Genomic DNA, 26,372 nt, shown 5'->3' with positions numbered 1-26,372 from the left:
CCGTTCCCTGCCGAGTGGCTGAAACTCTGCCCGTGTCGGCGTGAACGAGACGCTATCCTGGCGATGTCGTTGCAGGTCAGAGTCGCTGCTGCTCTGACCTCAATTGCCTGAAAAGTCGCGAGCCGATAGCGCCACGTTGGCCGCCACTGAGTTGCGCTGACGGATCGGCGAAGGTGCGGGGGGTACCTGTGGAGCTCAGTGAAAGGGACGAAGAACTCGGTCTGCTGCGGGAGCTCTACCGGGGATGTGTGGCCGGAAAGGGTGCCCTGGTCATCGCCAACGGCCCCGTGGGGTGCGGCAAGACAGCCTTGGTCCAGGCGTTCGCGGAGCGGATCGCGGGGCAGGGGGGTGTCTTCCTGTCGGTGACCGGCTCCGCGAGCGAGAGCGTCGACAGGCTGGGGCTGATCGACCAGCTGGTGACCGCGATACGTGCTGCGGGCCCGGCCGACGGGCCGTCGGCCGTCGCGGAGGTCGCGACGGCGGCGGCGGAGGCGAGCGGACGGGTGCCGCGCGCGCTGATGCAGCGCGTCTACCGGGCCGTCGCCGAACTCGCCGAGCGGCGGCCGCTCGTCCTGCACGCCGACGACGTGCACTTCGCCGACGAGGCCTCGCTGCAGTGCCTCAGATATCTCGTGAGGCGTATCGATTCGCTGGCCGTCCTGGTCGTCCTGACCGAGAGCTCCAGCCATGAACGGGCCCTCGCGACGCTCCACGCGGAGACGCTGCACCTGCCCTACTGCCATCGGATCAGGCTCGGTCCGCTCACGGTCGACGGGGTCGCCGGATACCTGAGGGGTCATCCGGCGACGCGTTCGGTGGCGCCCGAGGCCGTCGGGCAGTGGGCCCGCACGAGCGGCGGGAACCCCCTGCTGCTGGACGCCCTGATCGAGGACCTCGCCGAGCAGGGGACGGACCGGGCGTCAGGGTGGGACGCCCCGGTGCCCCGCGAGTCCTTCCGGAACGCCTTTCTGCGCTGCCTCCACCGCTGTGAGCCGACCCTGCTCGCCGTCGCGCGCGCCGCCGCCGTCCTCGGCGAGTCGGTCACCCTGGCCCTGATCGGCGACCTCATCGGGGAGGACGCGACCTCCGTCCGCTGGAGCGTCACCGACCTGCGCGCGGCCGGCCTGTTCTCGGGATCGTGGTTCGGGCACGAGCGCGCCCGGCTGACCGTCCTCGCGGACATTCCCGGCAGGGATCTCCCCGCCATGCGGGCCCGGGCCGCCGAACTGCTCCGCGAGAGCGGCGCTCCCGCCATGGTGGTGGCCGAACAGCTGCTGGCCACCCACGACTCGGCCCAGGCCGCCTGGCAGCCCGACATCCTCCGGGAGGCCGCGCGCGAGGCCCTGGCCGCGGGAGACATCGGCGCCGGCGTCGACTATCTGCGCCACGCCTCCGGCATCTGCACGGACGACAAGCAGGAGGCGGAGGTGATCGCCGCCCTCGCCGAGGCCCAGTGGCCCATCGACCCCGCGAAGGCGTACCGGTACCTCCCGCAGCTCAGCCGTATGGTGCGCGCCGGTCTGCTCACCGGGTCCGACGCCCTGGTCGTGGTGAAACAGAAGGTGTGGCGGGGCGAGTTCGCGCAGGCCGACGACCTGTTGCGGATCATCGAGGCGCGGGAGGGGACCGGCGCGGAGAACTCCTGGGACCCGGTGGACTACCTCCCTGCCGTCATCCGCTCGGACCTCACCCTCGTCCGTGTGTGGCTGTCCTTCTGCTGCCCCGTTCTGCGGCGCGGGGCCAAGCCGGCGACGCGTACGCGGACAGGGGCCGACCTCTCGGCCGGGGATCTCGCCGCGATGTCGCCGCGTGCCTTCATCGCCCTCTCGGCCGACCTCGTCGAGCTGGAGAAGGGCAGGGCCACCGACCAACTGCTGCGCGGCACCGGCATCGCCAGCCCGCTCGCGGACACACTCGTGGCGCTGATCTTCCTGATCGGGGCCCAGCGGCTGGACGAGGCGGTGCTCTGGTCGGAGCGGCTGCTGGACGAGCCGCGCAACCGGCGTGTCCCCATGGGGCGCGCGCTGCTGGAGACGATCAGGGCGGCCGCGGCCCTGAGCCGTGGCGACGTCACCGACGCGGGCGAGGCCGCCGGAACCGCGCTGCGACTGGTCAGCCCCGAGGCCTGGGGTATCGCGATCGGTCTGCCGCTGGCCCTGGCGATCCGGGCGGCGACCGAGAGCGGCGACATCGACACGGCGAGGACCTACCTCGACCTGCCGGTGCCCATGGTCATGTTCGGCACCCCCTTCGCGCTGCCCTACCTCCACGCCCTGGGCCGCTTCCGCCTCGCCCTGGGCCGGCCGCACGCGGCCCTGCGGGACTTCGAGTCGTGCGGGGAGCTGATGGCGAAGTGGCAGCTCGACTCCCCGGAACTCGTGGACTGGCGCAATGACGCGGCCGCCGCCCTCATCGCCATGGGCGATCACCGGCGGGCCCGGGAGCGGATCGAGGAACATCTCGCCCGGCTCGGTGAGCGGCCCGGCCGGGCCCGCGGCATCGCGCTGCGCCATCTCGCCGCGGTGGGCGCGTCCCGGCACCGGCTACGGCTGCTCCAGGAGGCGGTACGCATCCTCGACGCCTGCGGCGACGGTCTGGAGCTGGGCCGTGCCCGCGCCGACGAGGAAGCCGCGCGCCGGGCGGAGGGGCAGACCCCCGCGCTCGGGCCCGCGCACCCGCCGGCGGCGCTGGGGGGCACTCCGTCCCCGCCGGCCCGGGGCGAGGTCCTGACGGGCGACGCCGATCCGGACGCGGTGCCCGCGGCGCTGGCCGAACTCACCGAAGCCGAACGCCGGGTCGGAGCCCTCGCCGCTTCCGGCCGCACCAACCGTGAGATCGCCGACCGGCTCTCCGTCACGGTCAGCACAGTGGAACAGCACCTTACCAAAATATATAGGAAACTGAAGGTGCGCGGCAGGGCGGATCTTCCGATGTCGATCGTACGTTTTTCCGAGGTCTCATGTCCTCCTGGTGAACCGTGAAATTCCCCGTCCAAGTGGCGGTTCCGGACCGTTGGACAGTGTTGTGGTGAGGATTGCGACCGTGTGATCCTGAGCGCCGAATCCACTTTCCAAAACCGATTCCGCCGGGAGGAATTCCATGGCCGGACGGAGCCTCGACGACTATGCGCGGCTGGCGCGAAAAGGCCTGGATCGCGTTCTGGCGGAATCCCTGGAAGCCGGTGAACGCGCCTCCGCGGAGAACAGGGCGGCCTTCGACCGGACCGGTCTGAGGCCGGGCCGGCCCACCCGGCCCGGGCCGCCCGACACCGCCACGAAGATCCTGGACCGTTCCTGGGCCGCGCCGGTCGCCGTCGGCCGGCTCGCCGGGCTCGCCCGGCCCGCGGCCGAGCCCGCCGTGCTGCGGGCGGCCGACGCGGCCGGACTCCCCGTCGTGGTCGACCTGTTCACCTCGCACGACCCCGGGAACGCGCACGACCCCAGGAATGCGCACGACCCCGGGAATCCGGTGCTCTCCGGTGACGGTCCGCGATGGCTGCGGACGTACGCCTTCCGGGACCGCGACGACGCCGAGCGGGCGGTGGCCGACGCGGAGAGTGCCGGTTTCGCCGCTCTCCTGCTCGCGCTGGGCCCCCAGGACGGCGCCGAGCTCCCGCGCCCCACCAGCTCCTTCGCGGACTGGGCCGACGTGGAGCGGCTGCGCGCCACGTCCGCGCTGCCGCTGCTCGTCGCGGGAGTACGCACGGCCGCGGACGCCTCCCGCGCGTTCGACGCCGGGGCCGACGGCCTCGTCACCGACTCGCTGGACGCGCTGCCCGACCTCGCCGCGGTCGCGGGCGGGCACCGGCCCGTGCTGCTCGGCGGCGGCATCCGCCGGGGCGCCGACGTCCTGGTCTCCCTCGCCTCGGGGGCGGACGCGGTCCTCGTGGGACGGCTGGTGCTGGACGGGCTGCTCGTCGACGGGGAGGCGGGCGTCACCGAAGTGCTGGGCGCCCTCGTGCGCGAACTGGAGGAGGCGATGACGTTCACCGGAACCGCCTCGGTCGCCGAGGCCCGCCCCGACAGCCTCCGTACCGGACGCCGGCCGCCGGCCCCCGCACGCCCGGCCGCCGCCGGGCACCCCCTGCGCAAGGACGACCTCCACCCCAGCCTCTCCGATCCCGTCCTGGACACGATGACCTTCCTCAACGAGGTCACCCACCGCTATCCGGACGCGATCTCCTTCGCGCCCGGGCGGCCCTACGACGGGTTCTTCGACACCGAGCAGATCTTCGCCCACCTCCGCCGCTACCTGGACCACCTGGCCGCGCAGGGCCACACGGAGCAGGACATCCGTACCGCCATGTACCAGTACGGCCCCACCGCCGGCCAGATCCGTGAGATCGTCGCCGACTCGCTGCGCAAGGACGAGGGCATCGACGTCCCGGCCGAGTCGATCGTGATCACGGTCGGCGCGCAGGAGGCCATGCTGCTGGTGGTGCGGGCCCTCACCGCCGGCCCCGACGACGTGCTCCTCGCGGCGAGCCCCTGCTACGTCGGCATCACGGGCGTGGCACGGCTGCTGGGCGTGCCGGTGACGGCCGTCGAGGAGCGGGAGGACGGGTTCTCCTGCGCCGGTCTGGAGGCCGCGATCCTGCGGGAGCGGGCCCGCGGACGGCGCCCCCGCGCCCTCTACGTGATCCCCGACCACTCCAACCCGTCGGGCACCACGATGGACGCGCCGACGCGCGCCGCGCTGCTGGAGACGGCGGAGCGGCACGGCATCCTCCTCATCGAGGACAGCCCGTACCGCAGGGTGAGCCCCGGCACGCCGCTGCCGACGCTCAAGTCCATGGACCGTTCGCGCAGCGTCGTCCACCTGGGCTCGTTCGCCAAGACGGTCTTCCCGGGCGCCCGGGTCGGCTTCGCCGTCGCCGACCAGCAGGTGGCCGACGACTCGGGCCGCACCGGTCTCCTGGCCGCCGAACTCGCCAAGATCAAGAGCATGGTGACGGTCAACACCTCGTCCCTGAGCCAGGCCGCCGTGGCGGGCGCCCTGCTGGCCGCCGACGGCCTGATCTCCGAACTGAACGCCGAACCGGCCGCCTACTACGGCAACGCCATGCGGACCACACTGCGCGCTCTGGACGCCCGGCTGCCCGCGGCCCGGCGCGCCGCCCTGGGCGTGCGATGGAACGAACCCACCGGAGGTTTCTTCCTCACGGTCCACGTCCCCTTCCGGGCGGACAACGCGGCCCTCGCCCGGTCGGCACAGGAATTCGGCGTCATCTGGACGCCGATGAACTACTTCTACCCGCAGGGCGGCGGCCATCAGGCCCTCCGCCTCTCCACCAGCTATCTGACGACGGCCGATATCGAAGAGGGCACCGCGCGGCTCGCACGGTTCATGGAAGCCCAGGCCCCGGCGTCGTGAATTCCCCGGGAAAGGTGAAGCAAGTGATCGGGAACAGCACTGCACAACGACCGCGGTCAAAGCCGCGTATGTGGGGGTGGACTTTTCGATGACCATCAATCTGGAACGGCCCTTGGTCCTGACCGGTGACGGCGCCCTGAAAACGCCGTACCGTCCCCGGATCGTCGGGGTGGGGACCGCCGCGTCGGAGACCACCTACTCCCAGCAGGAGGTGCTCGACGCCTTCGCCATCACCGACCCGAAGATCCGGTCCGTCTTCGCCAACAGCGCCATCGACCGGCGCCATCTGACCCTGCCGGAACCGGACGCCGACGGTGTCCGCGCCCCCGAACCGCAGGGCGACCTGCTCGACAAGCACAAGGCCATGGCGGTCGGGATGGGCGCCGAGGCGCTGCGCGCCTGCCTGAAGAGGGCCGGCGCCGAACTCTCCGATCTGCGGCACCTGTGCTGCGTGTCGTCCACCGGCTTCCTCACCCCCGGCCTGAGCGCCCTGATGATCCGTGAGCTGGGCATCGACCGGCACTGCAGCCGCAGCGACATCGTCGGCATGGGCTGCAACGCGGGGCTCAACGCGCTGAACGTCGTGGCTGGCTGGTCCGCCGCCCACCCCGGCGAACTCGCCGTCGTGCTCTGCACGGAGGCCTGCTCGGCGGCGTACGCGATGGACTCCTCGATGCGGACCGCGGTCGTCAACAGCCTCTTCGGCGACGGTGCCGGAGCGATCGCCCTGATGTCCGGCCCCGGTGACGCGGCGTCCGGTGCCGCCGAGGGCCCGACCGTCCTGAAGTTCGCCAGCTGCATCATTCCCGAGGCGATCGGCGCGATGCGCTACGACTGGGACCGCGAGCTGGACCGGTTCAGCTTCTACCTCGATCCCCAGATCCCCTACGTCGTCGGCGCCCACGCCGAGATCGTGGTCGACCGCCTGCTGGGCGACACGGGCCTGCGCAGGAGCGACATCCGCCACTGGCTCGTGCATTCCGGCGGCAAGAAGGTGATCGACGCGGTGGTCGTCAACCTCGGACTGACCCGCCACGACCTGCGGCACACCGTCGGCGTCCTGCGGGACTACGGCAACGTGTCGAGCGGATCGTTCCTTTTCTCGTACGAACGCCTCCTCGACGAGCAGGTGACCCGGCCCGGCGACTACGGAGTGCTCATGACCATGGGACCGGGATCGACGCTCGAGACGGCGCTGGTCCAATGGTGAAGACAGGAGAGAGCGCGGTGCGAGGCGTGAGTGACGTTCTGACACTGGCCATCGACGGATCTCAGCCGCTATCGGTCGGGACCGTCAGGGACCTCACCGTCCTGTGCGACGAGGCGGAGGACCGGGGGGACCTGGGCGGGGCCGTGACGCTGCACGTCACCGGCGTACCCGCGGCGGGCTGGGCCGACGGGCTGGACGTCTCCGTCGTCACCAAGTGGGAGCGGACGCTGCGCCGGCTCGAACGGCTGCCCGCGGTGACCGCCGCGGTCGCGACCGGCGACACCGGGGGAGCGGCCCTCGACGCCTTCCTCACCGCCGACATCCGGATCGCGACGCGCGGCACCCGGCTGCTCCTGTCCTTCGACGGGGAGGCCACCTGGCCCGGCATGGCCGCCTTCCGGCTCGCCCGCCTGGCCGGCGCCGCGCGTGCCCGCCGTGCCGTCCTGTTCGGGCACCCGATCCAGGCGCCCGAGGCGCTGATGCTGGGCATCGCCGACGAGCTGGACGAGGCACCGGAAGCCGCGGCGGCCGCCGCCGTCCAGCGCTGCGCGGGCCTGTCCGGCAAGGAACTCGCCCTACGGCGCCAGCTGCTCTTCGACGCGACGGCGACCAGCTTCGAGGACGCCCTCGGCCCGCACCTGGCGGCCTGTGACCGCGCTCTGCGGCGTACCGCCGAGGAGGCCGCCTGATGCCGAGGCCGAGCCATGGACCCCAAGACGCGCCAGGCGGGGCGGCGGTATGACGACCGCCCCGCTGGAACAGGAGACCGCGCGCGAGGAGTGGTCGGCGCTGACGGAGGCCGCCGAGCACGTGGAGAAGACTCTCGCGTCGCTGCCGGACCCGACACGGCGCACCCCAGGAGAACGGGACCTGGCCGAGGCGGTGAAGAACCGGGCCCGCGCCCTGCGCACCCGGTTCCTGGACGCCCACGCCGACACCGTCTACGACCGGCTCACCGAAGGGCGCACCCGCGGCCTGCGGATCGACGAACTGGTCGCGGCCGCGGCGACCGCCTTCCCGGGCCTGGTGCCGACCGACGACCAGCTCGCGCGGGAGCGGAGCCGGCCGCAGGCCGACAAGGAAGGCCACGAGATCGACCAGGGCATCTTCCTGCGTGCCGTCCTGCGCTCGCCCGCGGCCGGCCCGCACCTCCTCGACGCCATGCTCCGGCCGACGGCCCGGGCGCTGCGGCTGCTGCCGGAGTTCCTCAGCACGGGCGTGGTGGAGATGGAGGCCGTACGGCTGGAACGCCGCGACGGTGTCGCCCGGCTGACGATGTGCCGGCACGATCGTCTCAACGCCGAGGACAACCAGCAGGTCGACGACATGGAGACGGCCGTCGACCTGGCCCTCCTCGATCCGGGGGTCCGGGTCGGCCTGCTGCGGGGCGGGGAGATGAGCCACCCCCGCTACCGCGGCAGGCGGGTGTTCAGCGCGGGCATCAACCTCAAGAACCTGAGCTCCGGCGACATCTCCCTGGTCGACTTCCTGCTGCGCCGTGAACTCGGCTACCTGCACAAGCTGGTCCGGGGCCTGCGCGCGGAGGGCTCGGCGGACCCGGACCGCTGGCACTCGCCGTACACCGAGAAGCCGTGGGTCGCCGCGGTCGACGGCTTCGCGATAGGCGGCGGCGCCCAGCTGCTCCTCGTCTTCGACCACGTCCTCGCCGCGTCCGACGCCTACCTCAGCCTCCCGGCCGCCAAGGAAGGGATCATTCCCGGGGTCGCCAACTTCCGCTTCAGCAGGTACGTCGGGCCCCGGCTGTCCCGCCAGGTGATCCTGGAGGGCCGCCGGATCTGGGCCTCGGAGCCACAGGCCCGACTGCTGGTCGACGAGGTCGTGGAGCCGCAGGAGCTGGACGCCGCCGTCGAGCGGAGCCTGGAACGCCTGGACGGCGAGGCGGTGCTGGCCAACCGGCGGATGCTCAACCTCGCCGAGGAGCCTGCCGAGGCGTTTCGCGCGTACATGGCGGAGTTCGCGCTCCAGCAGGCGCTGCGGCTGTACGGGGAGGACGTGATCCACAAGGTCGGCAGGTTCGCGGCGAGGTCCACGTGAGCAGCGACGACCGCGCCCGGGTGCGGTACGAGAAGAAGGATTACGTCGCTCGCGTCACCCTCGACCGTCCCGAGGTGCTGAACGCGATGGACCTGCGCACGCACGAGGAACTCGCCGGGGTCTGGGACGAGGTGGAGGCCGACGACGACGTACGGGTCGCGGTCCTGACGGGCGCGGGCGACCGGGCCTTCTCCGTCGGACAGGACCTCAGGGAACGGGCCCGCCTCAATGCCGAGGGAACCCCTCCGACCACGTTCGGTAGCCGTGGCCAGTCCGGCTGGCCCCGGCTCACCGAGCGGTTCACCCTGTCCAAACCGGTGGTGGCGCGGGTCAACGGCTACGCCCTCGGCGGCGGCTTCGAGCTGGCGCTCGCCTGCGATCTCGTCATCGCCTCGCACGACGCGGTGTTCGCACTGCCGGAGGCGCGGCTCGGACTGATCCCGGGCGCGGGCGGCGCCTTCCGGCTCGCCCGCCAGCTGCCCCTGAAGACCGCCATGGGACACCTGCTCACCGGCCGCCGGATGGACGCGCCGACGGCGCTGCACTTCGGCCTGGTCAACGAGGTGGCCGGGGAGGAGGAAGGGGACCTGGACCGCCGGGTCACCGCCTGGACGGACGACCTGGTCCGTGCCGCGCCCCTGTCGGTGCGGGCCATCAAGGAGGCCGTGATGCGCTCGCTCGACCAGCCGCTGGAGGAGGCGTTCGCCACCAGGTACGTGTGGGAGGAACGGCGCATGCACAGCCAGGACGCGGTGGAAGGCCCCCGGGCCTTCGCGGAGAAGCGTGATCCGGTGTGGTCCGGCCGGTGAGGTGGGCGGTCCCCCCACGTCTTCGACGTCAACGGCGCGGCCGCCTCGCAGGGGACGGCGGAAGGACACGACGATGCCGATAGCGCACGTCAACGGAATAGATCTCAGCTACGACGACTACGACGACCACGACGACCACGACGCATACGGCGCCCACGACCCTGCCGGTCCGCGGGAGCCTGTCGTGATGATCACCGGCACCGGCGGCCCGGGACGGGTCTGGCGGACCCACCAGGTGCCGGCGCTCAGGGCGGCCGGCCACCGGGTGATCACGCTCGACAACCGGGGAATCCCGCCGACCGGCCCGTCCTCCGGCGGCTTCACCCTCGACGACATGGCCGCGGACGTGGCCGGCCTGATCGAGCACCTGGGAGCGGGGCCCTGCCGCGTCGTGGGCCACTCGCTGGGCGGTCTCATCGCGCAGGAACTCCTCCTCGCCCGCCCCGAACTCGTCACGCGGGCCGTGCTGATGGCCAGCTGCGGACGGGCGGACGCGCTGATCACCGCGATGTCGGCCGCCGACATCGAGCTGGCCGACAGCGGCGTCAAGATCCCACCCGCGGTGTCCGCGTACCGGCACGCCCTGCAGAACCTCTCACCACGCACGCTCAACGACGAGGACAAGCTGCGGGACTGGCTCGGCATCCTGGAGCTCTCCGCCCCCGACCCGTCGACGATCCGCGCCCAACTCGGCCTGGAAGTAGTCCCGAACCGCCTCCCTCACTACCGACGGATCACCCACCCCTGCCTGGTCATCGCCTTTCAGGACGACCTGGTCGTCCGCCCCCACCTCTCCCGCGAACTGGCCGAGGCCATCCCGGCAGCCGCCTACACCGAGATCCCCGGCTGCGGCCACTACGGCTACCTGGAACGCCCCGACGCGGTGAACGAGACGATCACCGCCTTCCTTGACCTCGCGCTTTCATGAGGCCTGGTGTCCGACGGGAGGTCAGACAACCGAGAAAGGAGTGCGAGATCCGGAAGGCCGGCGGCGCGGCCCTGCGGGTCGCCGACGACGGCCGCCCGCTCCTCGGCAACAGCACCCTGGCCGACGCCGCCGGACCCGGCCTCCTCGTCGCGGCGGGCGGCCTGGCGGACATCCGGGACACCGTCGTCGACGGCAGCGCGGCGGAGGGCGTCCGGGTCGAGGAGGGCGGCGAGGCAGCCGCCCTCCGCAACCGGATCACCGCCTCCGGCTCGCACGGCGTGCTGCTCGCCGCCGGGGCACGGGCCGCGCTGGGCGGCTGCGAGGTCTCCAGCGGCCGGGCCGACGGCATCCGCGTCGACACCGCCGAGCAGGTCTCCGTCCTCGACTGCACGGTCAGCGACAACCGGGGAGCCGGACTGCGGCACACCGCCCGGGACGGCGCGCTCACGGTGGAGCGGCTGTCCAGCGTGGCGAACGGGTCCCGGGACGCCTGGGACGGAGCGCCGCCGCCCGCCCCGGGTGACCCGGGTGACCCGGGTCACCCGGCGTCCCCGGCGGCGGCCCGATCCGGACCCGCCGAACCGGAGGGCCCGGTCGAGGAGCTGGCGGCCCTGGTCGGACTGGGCGCGGTCAAGCACCAGGTCAAGGGCCTGGTCAACCTGACCCGGCTGGCCCAGCGCCGGGCCAGCCTCGGCATGCCGGCCCCGCCGGCGAGCTGGCACTTGATCTTCGTGGGAGCCCTCGGCACCGGCAAGACCACGGTCGCCCGTCTCTACGGCTCCATCCTGGCCGAGCTCGGCAGCCTGCGCTCCGGCCACCTCGTCGAGGTGTCCCGGGCCGACCTGGTCGCCCAGGTCGTCGGCGGTACGGCGATCAAGACCACCGAGACCTTCAACCGGGTCCTCGGCGGCGTGCTGTTCATCGACGAGGCCTACACCCTCGCCTCCGACAGCAAGAACTCCGGGGCCGACTTCGGCCGCGAAGCCGTCGACACCCTGGTCAAGCTCATGGAGGACCACCGCGACGACGTGGTGGTGATCGCGGCCGGCTACTCCAAGGAGATGGAGTCCTCGCCGTCAACCCCGGTCTGGCGTCCCGCTTCGCCCGCACCGTCGAGTTCGTCAACTACACCGTCGACGAACTGGTCACCATCGTGGAGAGCATGTGCGAGCGGCACCGCTACGAACTCGCCCCCGACACCAAGGACTCGCTCGCCGCGCACTTCGCGGACATGCACCGGGGCCCCAGCTTCGGCAACGGCCGGGTGCCCGGCAGGTGTTCGAGGAGATGGTGGACCGGCAGGCGTCCCGGCCGGCCGCCCTCCCGGAGGCCGGGGAGCGTGATCTGACGCTGCTGCTGCCGGAGGACGTCGGCGAGGCCGCGGCCGCCGCTGACGTTCTTCGAGGCCCAGCCCCGCGACCGGTCCTTCGGCAACGCGCGGCTGGCCCGGCAGACCGTCGAACGGATGGCCACCCGGCAGGCCCGGAGACTGGCCGCGATGGACGCCCCGGGCATGACGGAACTCCAGACCCTGCTGGCGGAGGACCTGCCCGGGCCGCCACCCGGCCCCGACCGGTAGCCCGGACCCCGAAGACGGCCCCACCGGAACCCCCGGTCAAGCAGACGACCAGGGGTTCTTCGGCGTGCCCGGCGTGCCCGGCGTGCCCGGTGTGCTGGGGGCTCGCGGAACGATCAGGCCCGTCTCGTAGGCCACCACGACCGCCTGGGCGCGGTCGCGCAGACGGAGTTTGGCCAGGATGCGGGCGACGTGGGTCTTCACCGTCGACTCGCTCAGGACGAAGTGGGTGGCCAGGTCGGTGTTGCTCAGGCCGCGGCCCAGGGACTGGAGGACCTGCAGTTCGCGCGGGGTGAGGACCGAGAGGTCGCGGTGGAGGACGGGGGTGTCGGCGGCGGAGGTGAAGCGTTCGACCAGGCGGCGGGTGATGGCCGGGGCGAGCAGGGCGTCGCCGGTGCGGGCGAGACGGACGGCGGCGACCAGGTGTTCGGGGGTGACGTCCTTGAGGAGGAAGCCGCTGGCGCCGGCGGTGAGGGCCGCGTAGACGTAACGGTCGAGATCGAAGGTGGTCAGCATGATCACGCGGGGCGTGTCGGGCCCGGCGCCGGAGAGGATGCGGCGGGTGGCCTCCAGGCCGTCCGTGCCGGGCATGCGGATGTCCATCAGGACCAGGTCGGGGCGGGTGCGGTGGACCGCCTCGACCGCCTCGTCGCCGTCGGCCGCCTCGGCGACGACGTCGATTCCGTCGGCGGCCAGGATCAGGCCGAAGCCGGTGCGGACCAGCGCCTGGTCGTCCGCGATGACGACGCGGGGCGGCGGCGGTTCGGTCATGTTCTCCCGTCCGTCCTCGCGGAGCGCGGTACGACCGCGTGAACCCCGTAGCCGCCGGTGGGCCGCGGACCGGCGTCGAGGGTGCCGGCGTGGAGGGCCAGGCGTTCACGCAGGCCCAGGAGGCCGCGACCGGTACCGGGGCCGGCGCTCGGGGCGGGAGTGCCGCCGGTGCTTGTGACATCGATGTGCAGGGCGTCGGGGGTGTGGTCGAGGACGACCTGGACTCGGGCGCCCGCAGCGTGCCGGACGGCGTTGGTGAGGGCCTCCTGCACCACCCGGTACGCGGTGAGGTCGGCGCCGGCGGGCAGCGGCGACGGTGTGCCGGTGACGGTCAGGTCCACGGACACCCCCGTCCCGCGGACGCGGTCGACGAGGGCGGGGATCCGGTCCACGCCCGGTTGCGGGCTCAGCTCCGGGTCGTCGGCCGGGTCGGGATCGTCACCGGACGGGGTGAGCAGGCCCATGACGTGCCGGAGCTCCGCCATGGCCGTGCGCCCGCCCGCCTCCACGGCCAGCAGCGCCTCACGGGCACGGTCGGGCGCGGCGTCCATCACCTTGCGGGCCGCCCCCGCCTGGATCACCATCACGCTCACATTGTGCGTGACGATGTCGTGCAACTCACGGGCGATGCGCGCGCGTTCACGGTCGACCGCGAGCGCGGTCGCGGTCTTCTGCCGCTCCTGGAGCGTGTGCACGCGCTGCTTCCAGACATGGATGGCGTTGGCACCCAGTCCCACACCGAGCAGCACCAGGAACGGCACCACGCCGGGCGTGAGGGGCAGGAAGTTCTCGTCGGACAACAACGCGATCAGGCCGGCGCCGGCGACCAGACCGGTGAGCGCGCGCAGGCGGTACGGGCTGTACACGGCGGCGCCGTAGGCCGCGATCACGCAGGACAGGAACGGGTAGACGGTCGCGGTCTCGCCGCTCAGGCGCTGGTTGAGCAGCAGCGTCGTGACGATCACGGCCCAGTACGCGACCAGCGGGCAGCGGCGGCGCACCACCAGGGGCAGGGCCGTCAGCGCGGCCAGGACGAGATACCACGGCTGGACGGGATCGACCTGCGCCCACTCCACCGGCGGAGGCGGTACCGGTGGAAGCGCCGGCGCCGTCCCGGGAACCAGCACCTGCCCCGACAAGGGTGGGACGACCAGGTCGGCCGTGTCCCGCAACCGCACCGAGCCCACGGCGCAGGCGGCGAGGGCCACGGCCAGGATCACGTCGGCGGTCCACATCCAGCGGGAGGGCCGCGGCAGTGGATGCGGAGTGTGCGGCAGCGCCGCCGTGCCCGCCGTGCCCGCCGTGCCTGCCGTGCCTGCCGTGCCTGCCGTGTCCGTCGCCCACGGCGTGCCCGTCGCCCACGGCGTGCCCGTCGCCCACCGGCGCGCCGCTGCCAGCCGCTCCGCGCCCAGCCGTAGTGCTCCCTGCCGTAGTGCTCCCTGCCGTACTGCCGCCGGCCGTAACGCCCCCAGCCGTGACAATCCCAGCCATGACCGTCCCGGCCGCAACGCCCTCTGCCGCGCGGTCTTCTGCTGGACCGTCTCCGTCTCCGTCTCCGTTCCCGTCTCCGTTCCCGTCCCCGTCTCCGTTCCCGTCCCCGTCTCTGTCTCCGTCTCCGTCCCCGTCTCCGTCTGCGGAGCGGCCGTGTCCGGCCGTACCGCGTCCGTCCGAGAAGCCCCGCCGGTCCCGCCGGTCCCGCCGGTCCCGCCGGTCCCGCCGGTCGCGCCGGTCGCGCCGTCCATGGGCCCAGTGTGGCAAGACCCCGGCCCGGGGCACATCGTTCCCGGAGCGGACGGACGTGATCTCCACGGCGTACATCGCGGGGATGACGTGGCGGGCGGGTCGGTCCGGTGCGGCAGCCGGGACCGTCGTCGAGGGGGACGCCCCGGACGGGGGTGCGTCCCTAGCGTCGGGGCGAATGCTCGACCACCGCCTGGGAGGCACCGTGACAGCGACCGCGCCCGTCATCGACATCCGCGACGTGAGCAGGACCTACGGCGAGGGGCCGCCCGCCCTCGCCGGGGTCACACTGAGCGTGAGCGCGGGGGAGGCGCTGGCCGTCGTGGGGCCGTCGGGCAGCGGCAAGTCGACGCTCCTCAACCTGATCGCCGGGCTGGACCGCCCGAGCACGGGCAGCGTCACCGTCGACGGGCTGCGCGTGGACGCGATGAGCGAGACCGCCTCGGCCCGGTACCGGCGGACGAGGATCGGCATGGTCTTCCAGTTCTTCCACCTCCTCGAGGATCTGACGGTCACCGACAACGTGCTGCTGCCGGCCCAACTGGCGGGGTTCAAACGGGCGGAGGCCCGGGCCCGCGCCGCGGAGCTGCTGGAGTACCTCGGGGTCGAACGGCACGCCGGGGCGTTCCCGGGGAGGCTGTCCGGCGGCGAGCGCCAACGCGTCGCGGTGGCCCGTGCGCTGATGCACCGTCCAGCACTGCTCCTGGCCGACGAGCCGACGGGAGCGCTGGACACCGCCTCCGGTGCGGACGTCCGCGAGCTGCTCATCACGCTCAACGCGGGCGGACAGACGGTCGTCCTGGTCACCCACGATCTCGGCCTCGCCGAGGCCTGTGCGACGCGGACCGTCGAACTGGTCGACGGCCGGATCGTCCGGGACACCGGCACGGGCGCCGGAACCGGAACCGGAACCGGACCCGGCCAGGGCACCAGTTCCGGCATCGGTCCTGGCGATGCCGCGTCCGTCACGGGGGTGGGCCGGTGAGCGCCCTGGGCCGGGTGGTGCGCGCGGGGGTCGGGCGGCGGCGCGTGCAGACGACGGTGATGGTCCTGACCACGCTCATGGCCGTCACCGCGTCGGTCCTCGCCGTCGGCCTGATGGTCGCGTCCAGGGCACCCTTCGACCGGGCCTTCGCCCGGCAGCACGGTGCCCATCTGACCGCGCGGTTCGACGGGACGGAAGTGACGCCCGCACAGCTGGCGGCGACCGCTCGGGCGTCCGGTGTGAGCGCCGCCGCCGGCCCGTTCCGGACGCTCACGGCACGGCCGCGCACCGCCTCGGACTCCGATGCCCTGCCGGCCGGGGTGGACCTCCCGCCGGTGACGGTCGTCGGCCGGGCGGACGCCGAGGGCCCGGTCGACCGCATCGACCTCGTCGACGGCGCGTGGGCCACCCGTCCGGGCGAGATCGTGGTGGCCGAGGGGGCGCTGCCGGTGCCGAAGGCGGGCGCACGGTTGGCGTTCCCCGACGCGCCGGACAGCCCGACGCTGACCGTGGTGGGAGTCGCCCGCTCGGTGACCGGCACGGCGGAGGCCTGGGTGACGCCCGCACAGGCCGAGGCGCTGGCCGGGACGCGGGCCGACGTGTCGTCGTCGGAGTCGTCGGAGTCGTCGGAGTCGTCGGAGTCGACGGGCTCGGAAGGCTCGTCCGGCTCGGAGGAGTCAGGCGAGTCCTCCTACGAGATGCTCTACCGCTTCCACGACGCGGACACCGACGACGAGGTGGCCGCCCGCCGGAACGCGGTGGCGGCGCTCGTGCCGCAGGGCGCGATGACCGGGACGCTGTCGTACCTGACCGCCCGGCAGGAGCAGACGGCCAACGCGATGGCGTTCGTGCCGTTCCTGGCCGCTTTCGGGGTGCTCGGGCTGTCGCTGTCGGTCCTGGTCATCGGCATCGTGGTCAGCGGCTCGGTCGGTGCCGCGACCCGCCGTATCGGCATCCTCAAGGCCCTCGGGCTCACCCCGGCGCAGATCGTCCTGGCCTACGTCGGGCAGGCGCTGATCCCGGCGGCCGTGGGCTGCGTACTGGCGGTGGTCCTCGGCAACCTGGCGGCCGGGCCGGTGCTGGCCGAGGCCGGGACGGCTCTCGGCGTGCCGGCCGGCTCGATCCCCGTCCAGGTCGACCTCCTGGTGCCCGCCGCCGCCCTCGTCCTGGTCGCGGGCGCCGCCCTGTGGCCGGCCCTGCGCGCGGGCCGGCTGCGCACCGCCGACGCGCTCACCGGCGGGCGGGCACGCGGCACCGGCCGCGGGCGGCCGGCACGGCGGCTCACGGCCCGGCTGCCGGTGCCGCGCGCGGTGAGCCTCGGGCTCGCCCACCCCTTCGCGCGCCCGGCGCGGTCGGGCACGATGGCCGCCGCGGTCGCCTTCGGCGCCGTCTCCGTCACCTTCGCCGTGGGGCTCGCGCTCTCGCTCGGCGTGGTCTCCGACGGGCGCATGCTCAACTCGGCCGGCACGGTCGTCGTGCAGGCGGGCGGGGGCCAGGGACCGCCCGGCGCCGAGGTGGTCCCCGCGGGCGGCGCGGCCGACACGCCGAAGGCCGATCCTGAGCGGGTCGCCGCCGCGCTGCGCGCGCAGCGGGGGACCAGCCGCTTCTACGGCACGGCCCAGGCCCAGGTCGGTGTGACCGGGATCACCGGCGCGACCACGGTCGTGGCGTACGAGGGCGACTCGTCGTGGGGCGCTCCACGGACGGTCTCGGGGCGCTGGCTCGACGGGCCGGGCCAGGCGGCGGTCACCGGCCGGTTCCTGAAGGCCGCCGGTGTCGAGGTCGGTGACACCGTGACCCTGAGGGAGGGGGGACGGCGCGCCTCGGTGCGGATCGTCGGCGAGGTGTTCTTCACGGAAGGGAAGGGCATGGCACTGCTGACCTCGACGGCCACCCTCTCCCAGCTGGGTGTGGACGCGACGCCCGGCCGCTACGACGTGAGAACGGAGCCGGGTACGGACGCGGATGCGTACCTCACCGCGCTGAACGCCGCCCTGGAACCGGTCGGAGCGACCGCTCGGCCCAACGCCTCCGACTCGTCCAGTGTGGTCCTGGCCATGGACGCGCTGATCGGGATGCTCACCCTGATGCTGGTCATGGTGGCCGGCCTGGGCGTGCTCAACACGGTCGTCCTCGACACCCGTGACCGCGTCCGTGATCTGGGTGTCTTCAAGGCCCTGGGGATGACGCCCCGCCAGACCGTGGCCATGGTGGTCGTCTCCGTCGCCTGGCCGGGCCTGCTCGTCGGCGCGGCCGCGGTCCCGGTCGGCGTCGCGCTGCACCACTGGGTCATGCCCCTCATGGGGGACGCCGTCGGTATGGCCCTGCCCGCCGCGACGGTCGCCGTCTACGACACACCGTGGCTGGTCGCGCTCGCGCTGGGGGGTCTGGTCATCGCGGTGGCGGGAGGCCTGCTCCCGGCCGGCTGGGCGGCCCGGACGGACACGGCCACCGCGCTGCGTACGGAATAGCACGCGCCGAAGGGGCGGGTCGGCCGGCACATGCCGAAGGGCGGCCGGCCGGCACCTGCCGGGGGCGGGTCGGCCGGCACATGCCGAAGGGCGGTTGGCCAGCACTTGCCGAAGGGCGGTTGGCCAGCACTTGCCGAAGGGCGGGTCGGCCGGTACCTGCCGGGGTGGGAGCCGGTCAGCCGAGGACGCGCACCGGCCTCCCGGCGAGGAACGCCCGGATGTCGTCCACGGCCTGCCCGTAGTAACGCTCGTAGTTGGCCCGGGAGACGTACCCCAGGTGCGGGGTCGCCAGAAGGCGGGGTGCCGTCCGCAGGGGATGGTCGTGGGGAAGGGGCTCGACGTCGAACACGTCCACCCCGGCGCCCGCGATCCGGCCCTCCCGCAGGGCCGCCAGCAGCGCGTCCTGGTCGACGATCGCCGCACGCGAGGTGTTGACCAGGAACGCGGTCGGCTTGAGGAGGGCGAGTTCCGCGGGGCCGAGCAGGCCGCGGGTGCGGTCGCTCAGGGCGAGGTGCACGGAGACGAAGTCGCTTCCGGAGAGCAGCTCCTCCTTCGAGGCCGCCGGACGGACGCCGACCTCGTCCGCGCGCTCCCGGGTGAGGTTCTGGCTCCAGGCGGTCACCTCCATGCCGAAGGCGAGGCCGACCCGGGCGACCAGGCTGCCAACCTTGCCCAGGCCCAGCAGACCGAGTCGGGCGCCGTGCAGGTCGGCGCCGACGGTGGACTGCCACGGGCCGCCCTCGCGCAGGGCGGTGGTCTCCTGGACCAGGCCGCGGGCGGGCCCGAGCAGCAGGGCCCAGGTGAGCTCGACCGGCGGGGTGGAGGAACTCTCCGTGCCGCAGACGGTCACGCCGTTCGCCCGCGCCGCCGTGTAGTCGATCACCGAGTTGCGCATGCCGGAGGCGATCAGCAGCTTCAGGCGCGGCAGCCGGTCCAGCAGCGAGGCGGGGAAGGCGACGCGCTCGCGCAAGGTGACCACACAGTCGAAGTCGGCCAGCGCGGCCACGAGTTCGTCCTCGGTGGCGACATGCTCGGTGAAGGCGACGACCCGCACCCCGTCGCCCAGGACCGACCAGTCGACGACCGTGGTGGCGACGTTCTGGAAGTCGTCGAGTACGGCACAGCGGAAAGGCATGTCGGTCAGGTCCTCCTGCTCGGGGAAAATCGGTGTAAAGCCGACACGAAGTGAACCGGCGTCGGGGCAGCCTCCGGATCTGAGGCAACATCTTGGTGAACGACGGGCACCGCCGGGACGGGCCGGGGAGCCGTCGCGGGCCGGACGGAGCGTGGGACGTGGTGGAGCCGAGGATCGCCGTTGCCGTGGTGACGATGGGCAACCGGCCCGCCGAGGTCGACGCCCTGCTGGAGTCGGTGGCGAAACAGGACCTCGCGCCCGCCCGCATCGTGATCGTCGGCAACGGCTGCCGACTGCCCGAGTTCGCCCGCCGGCTCTCCCTGCCCGGCGAGGTCACCACCGTCGAGACCGACGAGAACCTCGGCTGCCCCGGCGGCCGCAACGTCGCCCTCGCCCGGCTGCGGGAGTACGGCGACGTCGACGTCGTCGTGGAGCTGGACGACGACGGGCTGCTCGTCGACGCCGACGTGCTGCGCCGCGTCCGCGACCTGTACGCCGCCGACCCGCGCCTGGGCATCGTCGGCTTCCGCATCGCCGACGAGCACGGTGAGACCCAGCGGCGGCACGTGCCGCGCGTCGGCGCCTCCGACCCGATGCAGGGCGGGTACGTCACCGGCTTCCTCGGCGGCGGCCACGCCCTGCGCATGGAGATGCTCGACCGGACCGGCGACTGGCCCGCCGAGTTCTTCTTCGCGCACGAGGAGACCGACCTGGCCTGGCGCGCCACTGACGCCGGCTGGCGCATCCTGTACGCGCCCGAGCTGCTCCTCCAGCACCCGAAGACCTCGCCCGCCCGGCACGCCATCTACCACCGGGTCACCGCCCGCAACCGGGTGTGGCTGGTCCGGCGCAACCTCCCGCTGCCGCTCATCCCGGTGCACCTGGGGGTGTGGGTCCTGGTCACGCTGCTGCGCACCCGTTCCCTCGGCGGTCTGCGGGCCTGGTTCGGCGGGTTCGCCGAAGGGGTGCGCACGCCGGCCGGCCCACGGCGGCCCATGCGGTGGCGGACGGTGTGGCGGCTGACCCGGCTGGGCAGGCCCCCGGTCATCTGAGACCCCGCCTCCGGCCGTACGGCGTGGCCGGGGCCGGCGGTCGTCACTTGGCGTCGGCATAGCACTCCACCACGGCCGCGGTGAACGGGAACCGCACCGGCGTCTCGCCGAACGTCAGCCGTCCGGCCAGGTCCGCCGCCTCCCGGATCGCGGCGACGACCGTCTCGGCCTCCTCCTGCGGACAGTGCACGATCACCTCGTCGTGCTGGAAGAAGACCAGCTCGGCCGCCATGCCCGCGCATGTGCGGCGGAGTGCGGCGAGCATCAGCAGAGCCCAGTCGGCGGCGCTGCCCTGGACGACGAAGTTGCGGGCGAAGCGGCCGCGCGCGCGGGCGTCGGAAGAGGTGTGGCCGGGCACCCACGGCCGGCTCTCGGCCTCCTCGTCCCCGGCGGGGATGCCCGCCTCCTCCGCCGTGCCGTCCGTCGCCCCGGCCGCGGGCGGACAGGTCCGGCCCAGCCAGGTGCGCACGAGCCGGCCCTCCTCGCCGGCCCGCGCCGCCTCGTCGACGTAGGCCACCGCGCGCGGGAAGCGGCGGCGCAGCGCGGCGAGGTTCTTCAGACCGTCGCCGGACGTCTGGCCGTACACCGCGCCGAGCACGGCGAGCTTGGCCTGGGCGCGGTCGCCGGAGAAGGCGCGGTCGGAGACGGACTGGTAGAGGTCGGTCTCGCGGCCCGCCACCTCCATCAGCCCGGGGTCACGGGAGACCGCCGCGAGCACCCGCGGCTCCATCTGGTCGGCGTCGGCGACGACGAGCCGCCAGCCGGGGTCGGCGACCACGGCCCGCCGGATCACCTTGGGGATCTGCAGGGCGCCCCCGCCGTTGGTCACCCAGCGCCCGGTGACCGTGCCGCCGGCGAGGAACCCGGGCCGGAAGCGGCCCTCCCGCACCCAGTCCTGGAGCCAGGACCAGCCGTGCGCCACCCAGATGCGGTACAGCTTCTTGTACTCGATCAGCGGCCGCACGGCCGGATGGTCGATCGACTCGATCTCCCAGCGCCGCGTCGACCTGATCCTGATCCCGGCCTGCGCGAACGCTCTGACCACATCGGCGGGCAGGTCCGGCCGCACCCGGCGCCCGAAGGCGGCCGACACCTCGTCGGCGAGCTCGGCCAGCCGCCGGGGCTCGCCCCCGCCCGCGTACCGCTCGCCGAGCAGATCGTGCAGCACCGCGCGGTGCACCCGCGCGCTCCACGGCAGCCCCGCCCGGTTCATCTCGGCGGCCACCAGCATGCCCGCCGACTCGGCCGCCGTCAGCAGCCGCATCCGCTCCGGGTGCTCCGCCCGGTCGTGGCGCCGCTGCTGGCCGGCGTAGACGGCGAGGAGGTCGGCGAGCGGCAGCCCGGCGTCCTCCGGTTCGAAGAGTGAGGACTGAGCGCCGGGCTCGGCGGACCGCTGCGGCGGGTCCGGCGGTACGGGCCCGCCGCGCAGCCGGGCCAGGGCTGCGGCGGCAGACCGGGGCTCGCCGTGCCGCCCTTCGTGGCCGAGCAGGAGGGTCTCGGCGTCCTCGACGTCGTAGCACCGTTCGACTCGCACGCCCGCGGCGAGCAGCCGTGGATACACCTCGGCCGTCGAACGCCAGACCCACCGCGCCACCCCGGGCCGCCCCCGCACCGCCTCCACCAGATCCCCCTCCCGCACCACGCGCCCCACCGGCAGCCCGTCCCCGCCGAGGGCGACCAGTTCCGCACCGCCACCCTCGACCGGAGCGAGCACCCACCGATCACCCATACCGCGAGTCTGCCAGGAGGGTCTGACAACGCCCCGCGGGTCCGTGGCCGGCGGGTCCGTGGCCGGCTGGTCCATGGTCGGCAGGTCCATGGTCGGCGAGTCCGTGGCCGGCGGGTCCGTGCTCGGCTGGTCCATGGTCGGCAGGTCCATGGTCGGCGAGTCCGTGGCCGGCGGGTCCGTGCTCGGCTGGTCCATGGTCGGCGGGTCCGTGCTCGGAGGATCCGTGCTCGGCTGGTCCATGGTCGGCGGGTCCGTGGCCGCGAGTCCGCCCCGCTCGGGCGGTCGGTGTCGCGTCGGTCGGCGCGACCGCTTGGTGAGCCGCTCCCCGTCCGTGACACCATCGCCGGATGACCAGCAGTACGCCCACCGTCGACCGCGCCCTCCGTGCCGCCCTCTACGAAGCGGGCGACGCCGCCCTCGACACGGGTGCGTCCCTGCTCGCCGCCGACCCCTCGGCGGACGCCGACCTCGCTCGGCGCGGCGAGGAGTTCGTGGCGGCGGCCTGGCGGCGCGGCTGGCAGCCCGCCGACGTCGTACGGCTCGTGCGCCGCGACCTGGACGAGACCCACGTCCGCCTGCTCGCGTCACTGATCCGCGCACAGGACCGCCGGGAGGAGGGGCGCCCGCGCGGCCGGCGCTGGACGGCTCAGCTGGAGGAGCTCCCCACGGAGGCCCCGCCGCGCACCGACCGCTTCTCCCACGCCACCGCAGTCCTGGAGCTGTACCGCCTGCTGCTGCGCCTGCCCACCCTCGAACCCCTCCGGGAACCGCGGCAGGGCCGGGCGGCCCGCTCCGACTCCCGCATGCTCACCCGCATCCGCGCCCTGCTCGCCAAGGCGGAGGCGACCGGATACCCGGAGGAGGCGGAGGCGCTCACCGCGAAGGCGCAGGAACTGATGGCCCGGCACAGCGTCGACGAGGCCCTGCTCGACGCCCAGGCCTCGGACCCGGACGCCCCCGCCGCCTGCCGCATCGGCGTCGAGCCGCCGTACGAGCAGGCCAAGGCGGTGCTCCTGGACGCGGTCGCCGACGCCAACCACTGCCGGGCGGTGTGGAACGAACCCTTCTGCTTCTCCACGGTCGTCGGGTTCGAGGCCGACCTGGAGGTGGCGGAACTGCTCTACACGTCACTGCTGGTGCAGGCCCAGACCGCGCTGGCCAGGGCGGAGGCGGCCCAGCGCGCGGGCGGCCGCAGACGCACCAAGACCTTCCGCCAGTCCTTCCTCGCCGCCTACGCCCACCGCATCGGCACCCGCCTCGCGGCGGCCGCCGAGACCCAGGTGACCGACGACCTGCTCCCGGTCCTCGCCACCCGCGACCTCGCGGTCACCGACGCGACGGACCGCATGTTCCCGGAGACCGTCACCACCCGCCTGCGCGGCGTCACCGACGAGGCGGGCTGGACGGAGGGCGCGCAGGCGGCGGACCGGGCCCGGATGAGTTCCCGGCCGCGCCTGCCCGGATGAGTTCCGGCCCCTGAGGACTACTGGTAGGTCACGTCCGAGGAGTCGTAGACGCAGTACGTGCCGTCCGGGCCACTGCCCAGCTCGGTCGGCTCGTCGCCGCTGCTGTTGCCCTCGAAGCGCTCGCACACGGTGATCTTCTTGCTGCTGTCACCGACGATCGTCACGCCGGACAGCTTGGCCGTGTCACCGTAGTTGGAGTTGATCCCGACGACGACCTTGCCGGGGCTGGTGACCTTCACATTGCTGATCACCACGTGCCGGGTGTACTGCGTCGAGCAGTTGCCGCACGAACGGTAGAGCTTGCCGAAGTCGGAGACCTGGAAGTTCTTGATGGTCAGGGTGCCGGCACCGTTGTGCTGGAAGACCTTGTCGTCCGCCTTCTGCGCACCGCCGCCGTCGATCACGTAGGTCGCCGAGGAGGACTTGCTCTTGAAGGTCGCCGCGTCCTCGCCGACGTCCTCCCACCACACGTTCTGCAGCGTGCAGCTGCCGGAGCAGTGGATGCCGTCGGCGGCCGGGGAGCCGAGGATCACGTTCTTCAGCGTCGCGCCGTCGGCGAGCTTGAAGAGCGGGTCCTGGCCCTCGTCCTGGCCGTCGCCGCCGAGGTCGCCCGAACCGTAGAAGCGCTTCAGGGAACCGTCGTACGTCCCGCTCACCTCGATGGTCTCGGTGACGGCCTGCTCGCCGGTGGCGGTGGGCCAGGAGGCGAACGTGGTGCCGCCGGAGGCCGTGGCGGTCGCGGTGGCGGTGGCGGTCGCGGTCGCCGTCGCGGAGGCAGTGGCCGATGCCGATGCCGACGCCGATGCGGTGGCCGAAGCCGACGGAGACGCGGAGGCGGACGTCGTCGCACCGGCCGACGGTGTGGCCGACGCGCCGGTCACCGTCTGCAGGGTCCAGCTCTTGGTGGCCGCCTTGTCGCAGGAATTCTGCTGCGCCCGCGCGGACTTGGTGTTCAGGCACTTCTCGCTGTGCTCGTTGACCAGGTGGTACGCGTCGTCCAGCGCGCTGACCCGCCAGACCTGCGAGGTGCCGTCGTCGCAGGTCTGTTGCTGTACGGCCTTGCCGGCGGAGGCCGAGTCGCCCTGGACCCCGGCGCACAGCCCGGTGGCGGAGGACGCCACGGTGAACCCGTCCCCGGACGCGGTCAGCTTCCAGTTCTGGTCGGCGCCCCCGTCACACGTGGCCAGCGCCAGCTGGACACCGTCCGCCGTGCTCGCCGAGGGGACCTCCAGACAGGTGCCGTCCGAGTTCACCAGACGGTAGGTGCCCGCGCCCGGTCCGGAGGCGGACGCCGTCATCAGCACTCCGCCGACGACGGCGCCGCCGACCAGCGATGTGGCGATGGCGCCGACCAGAACGGTACGGCGGCGTCCGTTCCTCCGGCGGTGCCCCGGGCGTGGGGCTGTCTCTGTACTCATGTCGCAGCTTTCGTTCGGCGTGCGATGGCCTTCCTCGTCCATCTGACCCTTTGTCGCCGCCGCCCGGCCGGAGGTTGCCGGGCGGCGGGATCTTTTTCCCGGGCCCGCGACGGGGAGCTTCCCGCCGGTCAGTCACCCGCCTGCTGGAAGGCGCTCACCGAGGCGTCCGGGGTGTCCTCGCCCTTCAGGGCCACGTCGCCGTACGACCACGCGAAGCTCTGGTCCGCCTCGCCGCCCGGCAGCCCGTACTTCACCGTCGTCACGGCGAGGCTCTCCGAGCCGCCCTCCTCGGCGCGGACGTACGTGATCGTGAAGGAGGTCGTGCCCTGCTCCGGCAGGGTCAGCTGCTGTGCCTCGGCGGCTTCGTTCCGCGGAACGGCGGTGCTGGTGCCGTCGGCGTCGAACTCGACCTCGGGGAAGCCGTCCAGGGTGCACTCGGCGCCGTTGTTGGTGACCGTGACGGTGACGTTGCCGGTGTCCCCGGCGGCGGGCGCGGCGTTCACCGCGCCGAGCTCCATGGCGAGGTCGCCGGCGGCACAGGCGGAGCCGGACGCGGCCTTGCTCTCCTCGCCCCCGGAGGAGCTGTCGTCCCCGCCGCCGCATGCGGTGAGGAGGAAGGCGGCGGCGAGGGCGGTGACGGTGATCGGAACGGCGCGCATGTGTGGGTCCCTTGCATGACGTGACGGTGCTCGAAGGATCATCACGCATGTCCGCCCCGAACCGCCGCCCACCCCGCCATCCGGACCCCCGGTCACAGACCCCGGCCACGGCGGTCACAGGGTCCGGTCACCGGGTCCGGTCACCGCGCCCGGAGGGTGTCCGGTCACCGCGTCCGGAGGGTGTCCGGTCACGGCGTCCCGTCACCCCAGGCCGGCCGTCGGCAGCCCCGACGGCAACTGGCCGCCCTCCGCCTTGGTGTACGTCTCCTGACCGGCCCCGCCCTCCCAGGTGATCCGGAGGGAGTCCGCGTCGACGGAGTCGACCATGCCGGTCGTCCGGTCGTCCGTACCGGTCGTGCACTTCAGGCGGATCATCCGCATGTCCGCCTCCTCGCCGGCGGTCCCGCTGCACACGCTCCCGCCGGTCGCGAAGAGGGCGGCCTGCGAACCGGTGATGACCAGGGCGACTGCCTTGCCGTCCGCGGTGGCGAGCCAGCTGCCCTCCAGCTCGGAGGAGGCCCGTGCGGACGCGGATCCACCGGTGCCGCCGGAGTCGCCGGAGTCGCCGGTTCCGCCCCCGGTGTCCGCGCTCGACGCCGTGCTCGATGCCGTACTCGACGTGGCCGACGGCGTGTCGTCGGATCCGCCGTCGTCGCTGCACGCGGTCAGCGCGAGCGCGCCCGCCAGCGTGGCCGTCACGACGGCCCCCCGGACCACCCGGCGGACCGGCCCGCGCGCGGGACGCGCCGAAGGGGAGGGCGAGGGCGAGAGGGAGGGGGAGTGGCTCGAGGAGGGCGTGGTGTGCGAGAAGTTCGCCGTGGTCACTGCTAGCTCCCAAGCGGTAGCCGGACGGCCCGGTCGGCCGGAAGGACCGCAGCAAGCTACCAGCCGCCCCCGGCCCGGCAGCACCCCCGGCAGCACCCCGGACGGCCCTCACCGGGCCCCCTCACCACATCGCGCCACCACGCCCTCCATTGCCCCCCCCTTCCACCACC

19 protein-coding genes and 3 pseudogenes are annotated in these 26,372 nt (G+C 73.4%); 14 read left to right on the top strand and 8 right to left on the bottom strand.

Annotated features, from left to right (window positions below):
• Nucleotides 1-188: 188 nt before the first annotated feature.
• The 10 genes and pseudogenes from ACFV9M_RS25595 to ACFV9M_RS25550 all read left to right on the top strand — a co-directional run bounded on the left by ACFV9M_RS25595 (nucleotide 189) and on the right by ACFV9M_RS25550 (nucleotide 11,954).
• Nucleotides 189-2,981: an AAA family ATPase gene (locus ACFV9M_RS25595; protein WP_385066063.1), complete on the top strand. Its 2,793-nt coding sequence runs from the start codon at nucleotides 189-191 to the stop codon at nucleotides 2,979-2,981.
• A 118-nt stretch (nucleotides 2,982-3,099) separates the two neighbouring features.
• Nucleotides 3,100-3,573, top strand: a pseudogene (locus ACFV9M_RS25590) (alpha-hydroxy-acid oxidizing protein); the annotation flags it as partial.
• 3 nt (nucleotides 3,574-3,576) lie between these two features.
• The gene (locus tag ACFV9M_RS25585; protein WP_385066106.1) at nucleotides 3,577-5,373 is read left to right on the top strand and encodes an aminotransferase class I/II-fold pyridoxal phosphate-dependent enzyme; all 1,797 of its coding nucleotides are present in this window, start codon (nucleotides 3,577-3,579) and stop codon (nucleotides 5,371-5,373) included.
• An 88-nt stretch (nucleotides 5,374-5,461) separates the two neighbouring features.
• Nucleotides 5,462-6,583 (top strand): 3,5-dihydroxyphenylacetyl-CoA synthase DpgA, encoded by a 1,122-nt coding sequence (dpgA, locus tag ACFV9M_RS25580; RefSeq protein WP_385066060.1) that lies wholly within the window; start codon nucleotides 5,462-5,464, stop codon nucleotides 6,581-6,583.
• Nucleotides 6,584-6,609: 26 nt separating this feature from the next.
• The gene (gene dpgB / locus ACFV9M_RS25575; RefSeq protein ID WP_385066057.1) at nucleotides 6,610-7,272 is read left to right on the top strand and encodes an enoyl-CoA-hydratase DpgB; all 663 of its coding nucleotides are present in this window, start codon (nucleotides 6,610-6,612) and stop codon (nucleotides 7,270-7,272) included.
• A 49-nt stretch (nucleotides 7,273-7,321) separates the two neighbouring features.
• Nucleotides 7,322-8,638 (top strand): (3,5-dihydroxyphenyl)acetyl-CoA 1,2-dioxygenase DpgC, encoded by a 1,317-nt coding sequence (gene dpgC, locus ACFV9M_RS25570; protein WP_385066054.1) that lies wholly within the window; start codon nucleotides 7,322-7,324, stop codon nucleotides 8,636-8,638.
• Nucleotides 8,635-9,447 carry an enoyl-CoA-hydratase DpgD gene (gene dpgD / locus ACFV9M_RS25565; protein ID WP_385066052.1) on the top strand — a complete coding sequence of 271 codons (813 nt, stop codon included), beginning with the start codon at nucleotides 8,635-8,637 and terminating at the stop codon, nucleotides 9,445-9,447. Before dpgC ends, dpgD begins: the two co-directional genes overlap by 4 nt.
• Nucleotides 9,448-9,520: 73 nt before the next feature.
• A complete protein-coding gene (locus ACFV9M_RS25560) occupies nucleotides 9,521-10,375 on the top strand; it encodes an alpha/beta fold hydrolase (RefSeq protein ID WP_385066049.1) in 855 nt (284 codons plus the stop codon).
• A gap of 89 nt (nucleotides 10,376-10,464) precedes the next feature.
• Nucleotides 10,465-11,770, top strand: a pseudogene (locus ACFV9M_RS25555) (AAA family ATPase); the annotation flags it as partial.
• Nucleotides 11,766-11,954 (top strand): hypothetical protein, encoded by a 189-nt coding sequence (locus ACFV9M_RS25550; protein WP_385066104.1) that lies wholly within the window; start codon nucleotides 11,766-11,768, stop codon nucleotides 11,952-11,954. The pseudogene ACFV9M_RS25555 and the gene ACFV9M_RS25550, both read left to right, overlap by 5 nt.
• 36 nt (nucleotides 11,955-11,990) lie before the next feature.
• Here ACFV9M_RS25550 and ACFV9M_RS25545 read toward each other — a convergent pair whose 3' ends face one another.
• Together ACFV9M_RS25545 and ACFV9M_RS25540 are read right to left on the bottom strand one after the other, a co-directional pair.
• Nucleotides 11,991-12,722: a response regulator gene (locus ACFV9M_RS25545; RefSeq protein ID WP_385066046.1), complete on the bottom strand. Its 732-nt coding sequence runs from the start codon at nucleotides 12,720-12,722 to the stop codon at nucleotides 11,991-11,993.
• Entirely contained in the window at nucleotides 12,719-14,464 is a 1,746-nt protein-coding gene (locus ACFV9M_RS25540; RefSeq protein ID WP_385066044.1) for a sensor histidine kinase, read from the bottom strand. Before ACFV9M_RS25540 ends, ACFV9M_RS25545 begins: the two co-directional genes overlap by 4 nt.
• 176 nt (nucleotides 14,465-14,640) lie before the next feature.
• On the opposite strand from ACFV9M_RS25540, the gene ACFV9M_RS25535 reads away from it, so the two are divergent.
• Nucleotides 14,641-15,447 (top strand): ABC transporter ATP-binding protein, encoded by an 807-nt coding sequence (locus tag ACFV9M_RS25535; RefSeq protein ID WP_385066041.1) that lies wholly within the window; start codon nucleotides 14,641-14,643, stop codon nucleotides 15,445-15,447.
• Nucleotides 15,444-17,918 (top strand): FtsX-like permease family protein, encoded by a 2,475-nt coding sequence (locus tag ACFV9M_RS25530; RefSeq protein WP_385066039.1) that lies wholly within the window; start codon nucleotides 15,444-15,446, stop codon nucleotides 17,916-17,918. The genes ACFV9M_RS25535 and ACFV9M_RS25530 overlap by 4 nt, the downstream gene beginning before the upstream one ends.
• Nucleotides 17,919-18,093: 175 nt before the next feature.
• On the opposite strand, the gene ACFV9M_RS25525 is transcribed toward ACFV9M_RS25530, so the two are convergent.
• The gene (locus ACFV9M_RS25525; RefSeq protein WP_385066037.1) at nucleotides 18,094-19,053 is read right to left on the bottom strand and encodes a D-2-hydroxyacid dehydrogenase family protein; all 960 of its coding nucleotides are present in this window, start codon (nucleotides 19,051-19,053) and stop codon (nucleotides 18,094-18,096) included.
• Nucleotides 19,054-19,211: 158 nt separating this feature from the next.
• Here ACFV9M_RS25525 and ACFV9M_RS25520 point away from each other — a divergent pair, with 158 nt between their 5' ends.
• Nucleotides 19,212-20,105 (top strand): glycosyltransferase family 2 protein, encoded by an 894-nt coding sequence (locus ACFV9M_RS25520; RefSeq protein WP_385066035.1) that lies wholly within the window; start codon nucleotides 19,212-19,214, stop codon nucleotides 20,103-20,105.
• 43 nt (nucleotides 20,106-20,148) lie between these two features.
• Here the strand turns inward: ACFV9M_RS25520 and ACFV9M_RS25515 are convergent, their stop codons facing one another.
• Nucleotides 20,149-21,834 (bottom strand): bifunctional 3'-5' exonuclease/DNA polymerase, encoded by a 1,686-nt coding sequence (locus ACFV9M_RS25515; protein ID WP_385066102.1) that lies wholly within the window; start codon nucleotides 21,832-21,834, stop codon nucleotides 20,149-20,151.
• Nucleotides 21,835-22,181: 347 nt separating this feature from the next.
• Between ACFV9M_RS25515 and ACFV9M_RS25510 the strand changes: the two genes are divergently transcribed.
• A complete protein-coding gene (locus ACFV9M_RS25510; RefSeq protein ID WP_385066032.1) occupies nucleotides 22,182-23,300 on the top strand; it encodes a DUF2786 domain-containing protein in 1,119 nt (372 codons plus the stop codon).
• Between the two features lie 17 nt (nucleotides 23,301-23,317).
• Here the strand turns inward: ACFV9M_RS25510 and ACFV9M_RS25505 are convergent, their stop codons facing one another.
• The 4 genes and pseudogenes from ACFV9M_RS25505 to ACFV9M_RS25490 all read right to left on the bottom strand — a co-directional run bounded on the left by ACFV9M_RS25505 (nucleotide 23,318) and on the right by ACFV9M_RS25490 (nucleotide 26,076).
• Nucleotides 23,318-24,181, bottom strand: coding sequence for a pectate lyase (locus tag ACFV9M_RS25505; protein ID WP_385066100.1), 864 nt, complete (start codon nucleotides 24,179-24,181; stop codon nucleotides 23,318-23,320).
• A 3-nt stretch (nucleotides 24,182-24,184) separates the two neighbouring features.
• A pseudogene (locus tag ACFV9M_RS25500) lies at nucleotides 24,185-24,598 on the bottom strand (RICIN domain-containing protein); the annotation flags it as partial.
• 248 nt (nucleotides 24,599-24,846) lie between these two features.
• Nucleotides 24,847-25,377 (bottom strand): DUF4232 domain-containing protein, encoded by a 531-nt coding sequence (locus ACFV9M_RS25495; protein WP_385066030.1) that lies wholly within the window; start codon nucleotides 25,375-25,377, stop codon nucleotides 24,847-24,849.
• Between the two features lie 201 nt (nucleotides 25,378-25,578).
• Nucleotides 25,579-26,076, bottom strand: coding sequence for a hypothetical protein (locus ACFV9M_RS25490; RefSeq protein WP_385066027.1), 498 nt, complete (start codon nucleotides 26,074-26,076; stop codon nucleotides 25,579-25,581).
• Nucleotides 26,077-26,372: the final 296 nt, after the last annotated feature.

It is taken from the genome of Streptomyces sp. NPDC059895, from assembly GCF_042731035.1.
In the GTDB taxonomy this organism is placed as follows: Bacteria; Actinomycetota; Actinomycetes; order Streptomycetales; family Streptomycetaceae; genus Streptomyces.
Note: the sequence above shows the minus strand (reverse complement) of the source record. Positions and strands in the feature narration are given on the sequence as shown.

Excerpts from the sequence above, each read along its gene's own strand:
- ACFV9M_RS25495 (WP_385066030.1), bottom strand. The coding sequence starts at position 25,377 with ATGCGCGCCGTTCCGATCACCGTCACCGCCCTCGCCGCCGCCTTCCTC.
- ACFV9M_RS25510 (WP_385066032.1), top strand. The coding sequence starts at position 22,182 with ATGACCAGCAGTACGCCCACCGTCGACCGCGCCCTCCGTGCCGCCCTC.
- ACFV9M_RS25525 (WP_385066037.1), bottom strand. The coding sequence starts at position 19,053 with ATGCCTTTCCGCTGTGCCGTACTCGACGACTTCCAGAACGTCGCCACC.
- ACFV9M_RS25560 (WP_385066049.1), top strand. The coding sequence starts at position 9,521 with ATGCCGATAGCGCACGTCAACGGAATAGATCTCAGCTACGACGACTAC.
- dpgA (WP_385066060.1), top strand. The coding sequence starts at position 5,462 with ATGACCATCAATCTGGAACGGCCCTTGGTCCTGACCGGTGACGGCGCC.
- ACFV9M_RS25545 (WP_385066046.1), bottom strand. The coding sequence starts at position 12,722 with ATGACCGAACCGCCGCCGCCCCGCGTCGTCATCGCGGACGACCAGGCG.
- ACFV9M_RS25515 (WP_385066102.1), bottom strand. The coding sequence starts at position 21,834 with ATGGGTGATCGGTGGGTGCTCGCTCCGGTCGAGGGTGGCGGTGCGGAA.
- ACFV9M_RS25535 (WP_385066041.1), top strand. The coding sequence starts at position 14,641 with ATGCTCGACCACCGCCTGGGAGGCACCGTGACAGCGACCGCGCCCGTC.
- dpgC (WP_385066054.1), top strand. The coding sequence starts at position 7,322 with ATGACGACCGCCCCGCTGGAACAGGAGACCGCGCGCGAGGAGTGGTCG.
- ACFV9M_RS25540 (WP_385066044.1), bottom strand. The coding sequence starts at position 14,464 with ATGGACGGCGCGACCGGCGCGACCGGCGGGACCGGCGGGACCGGCGGG.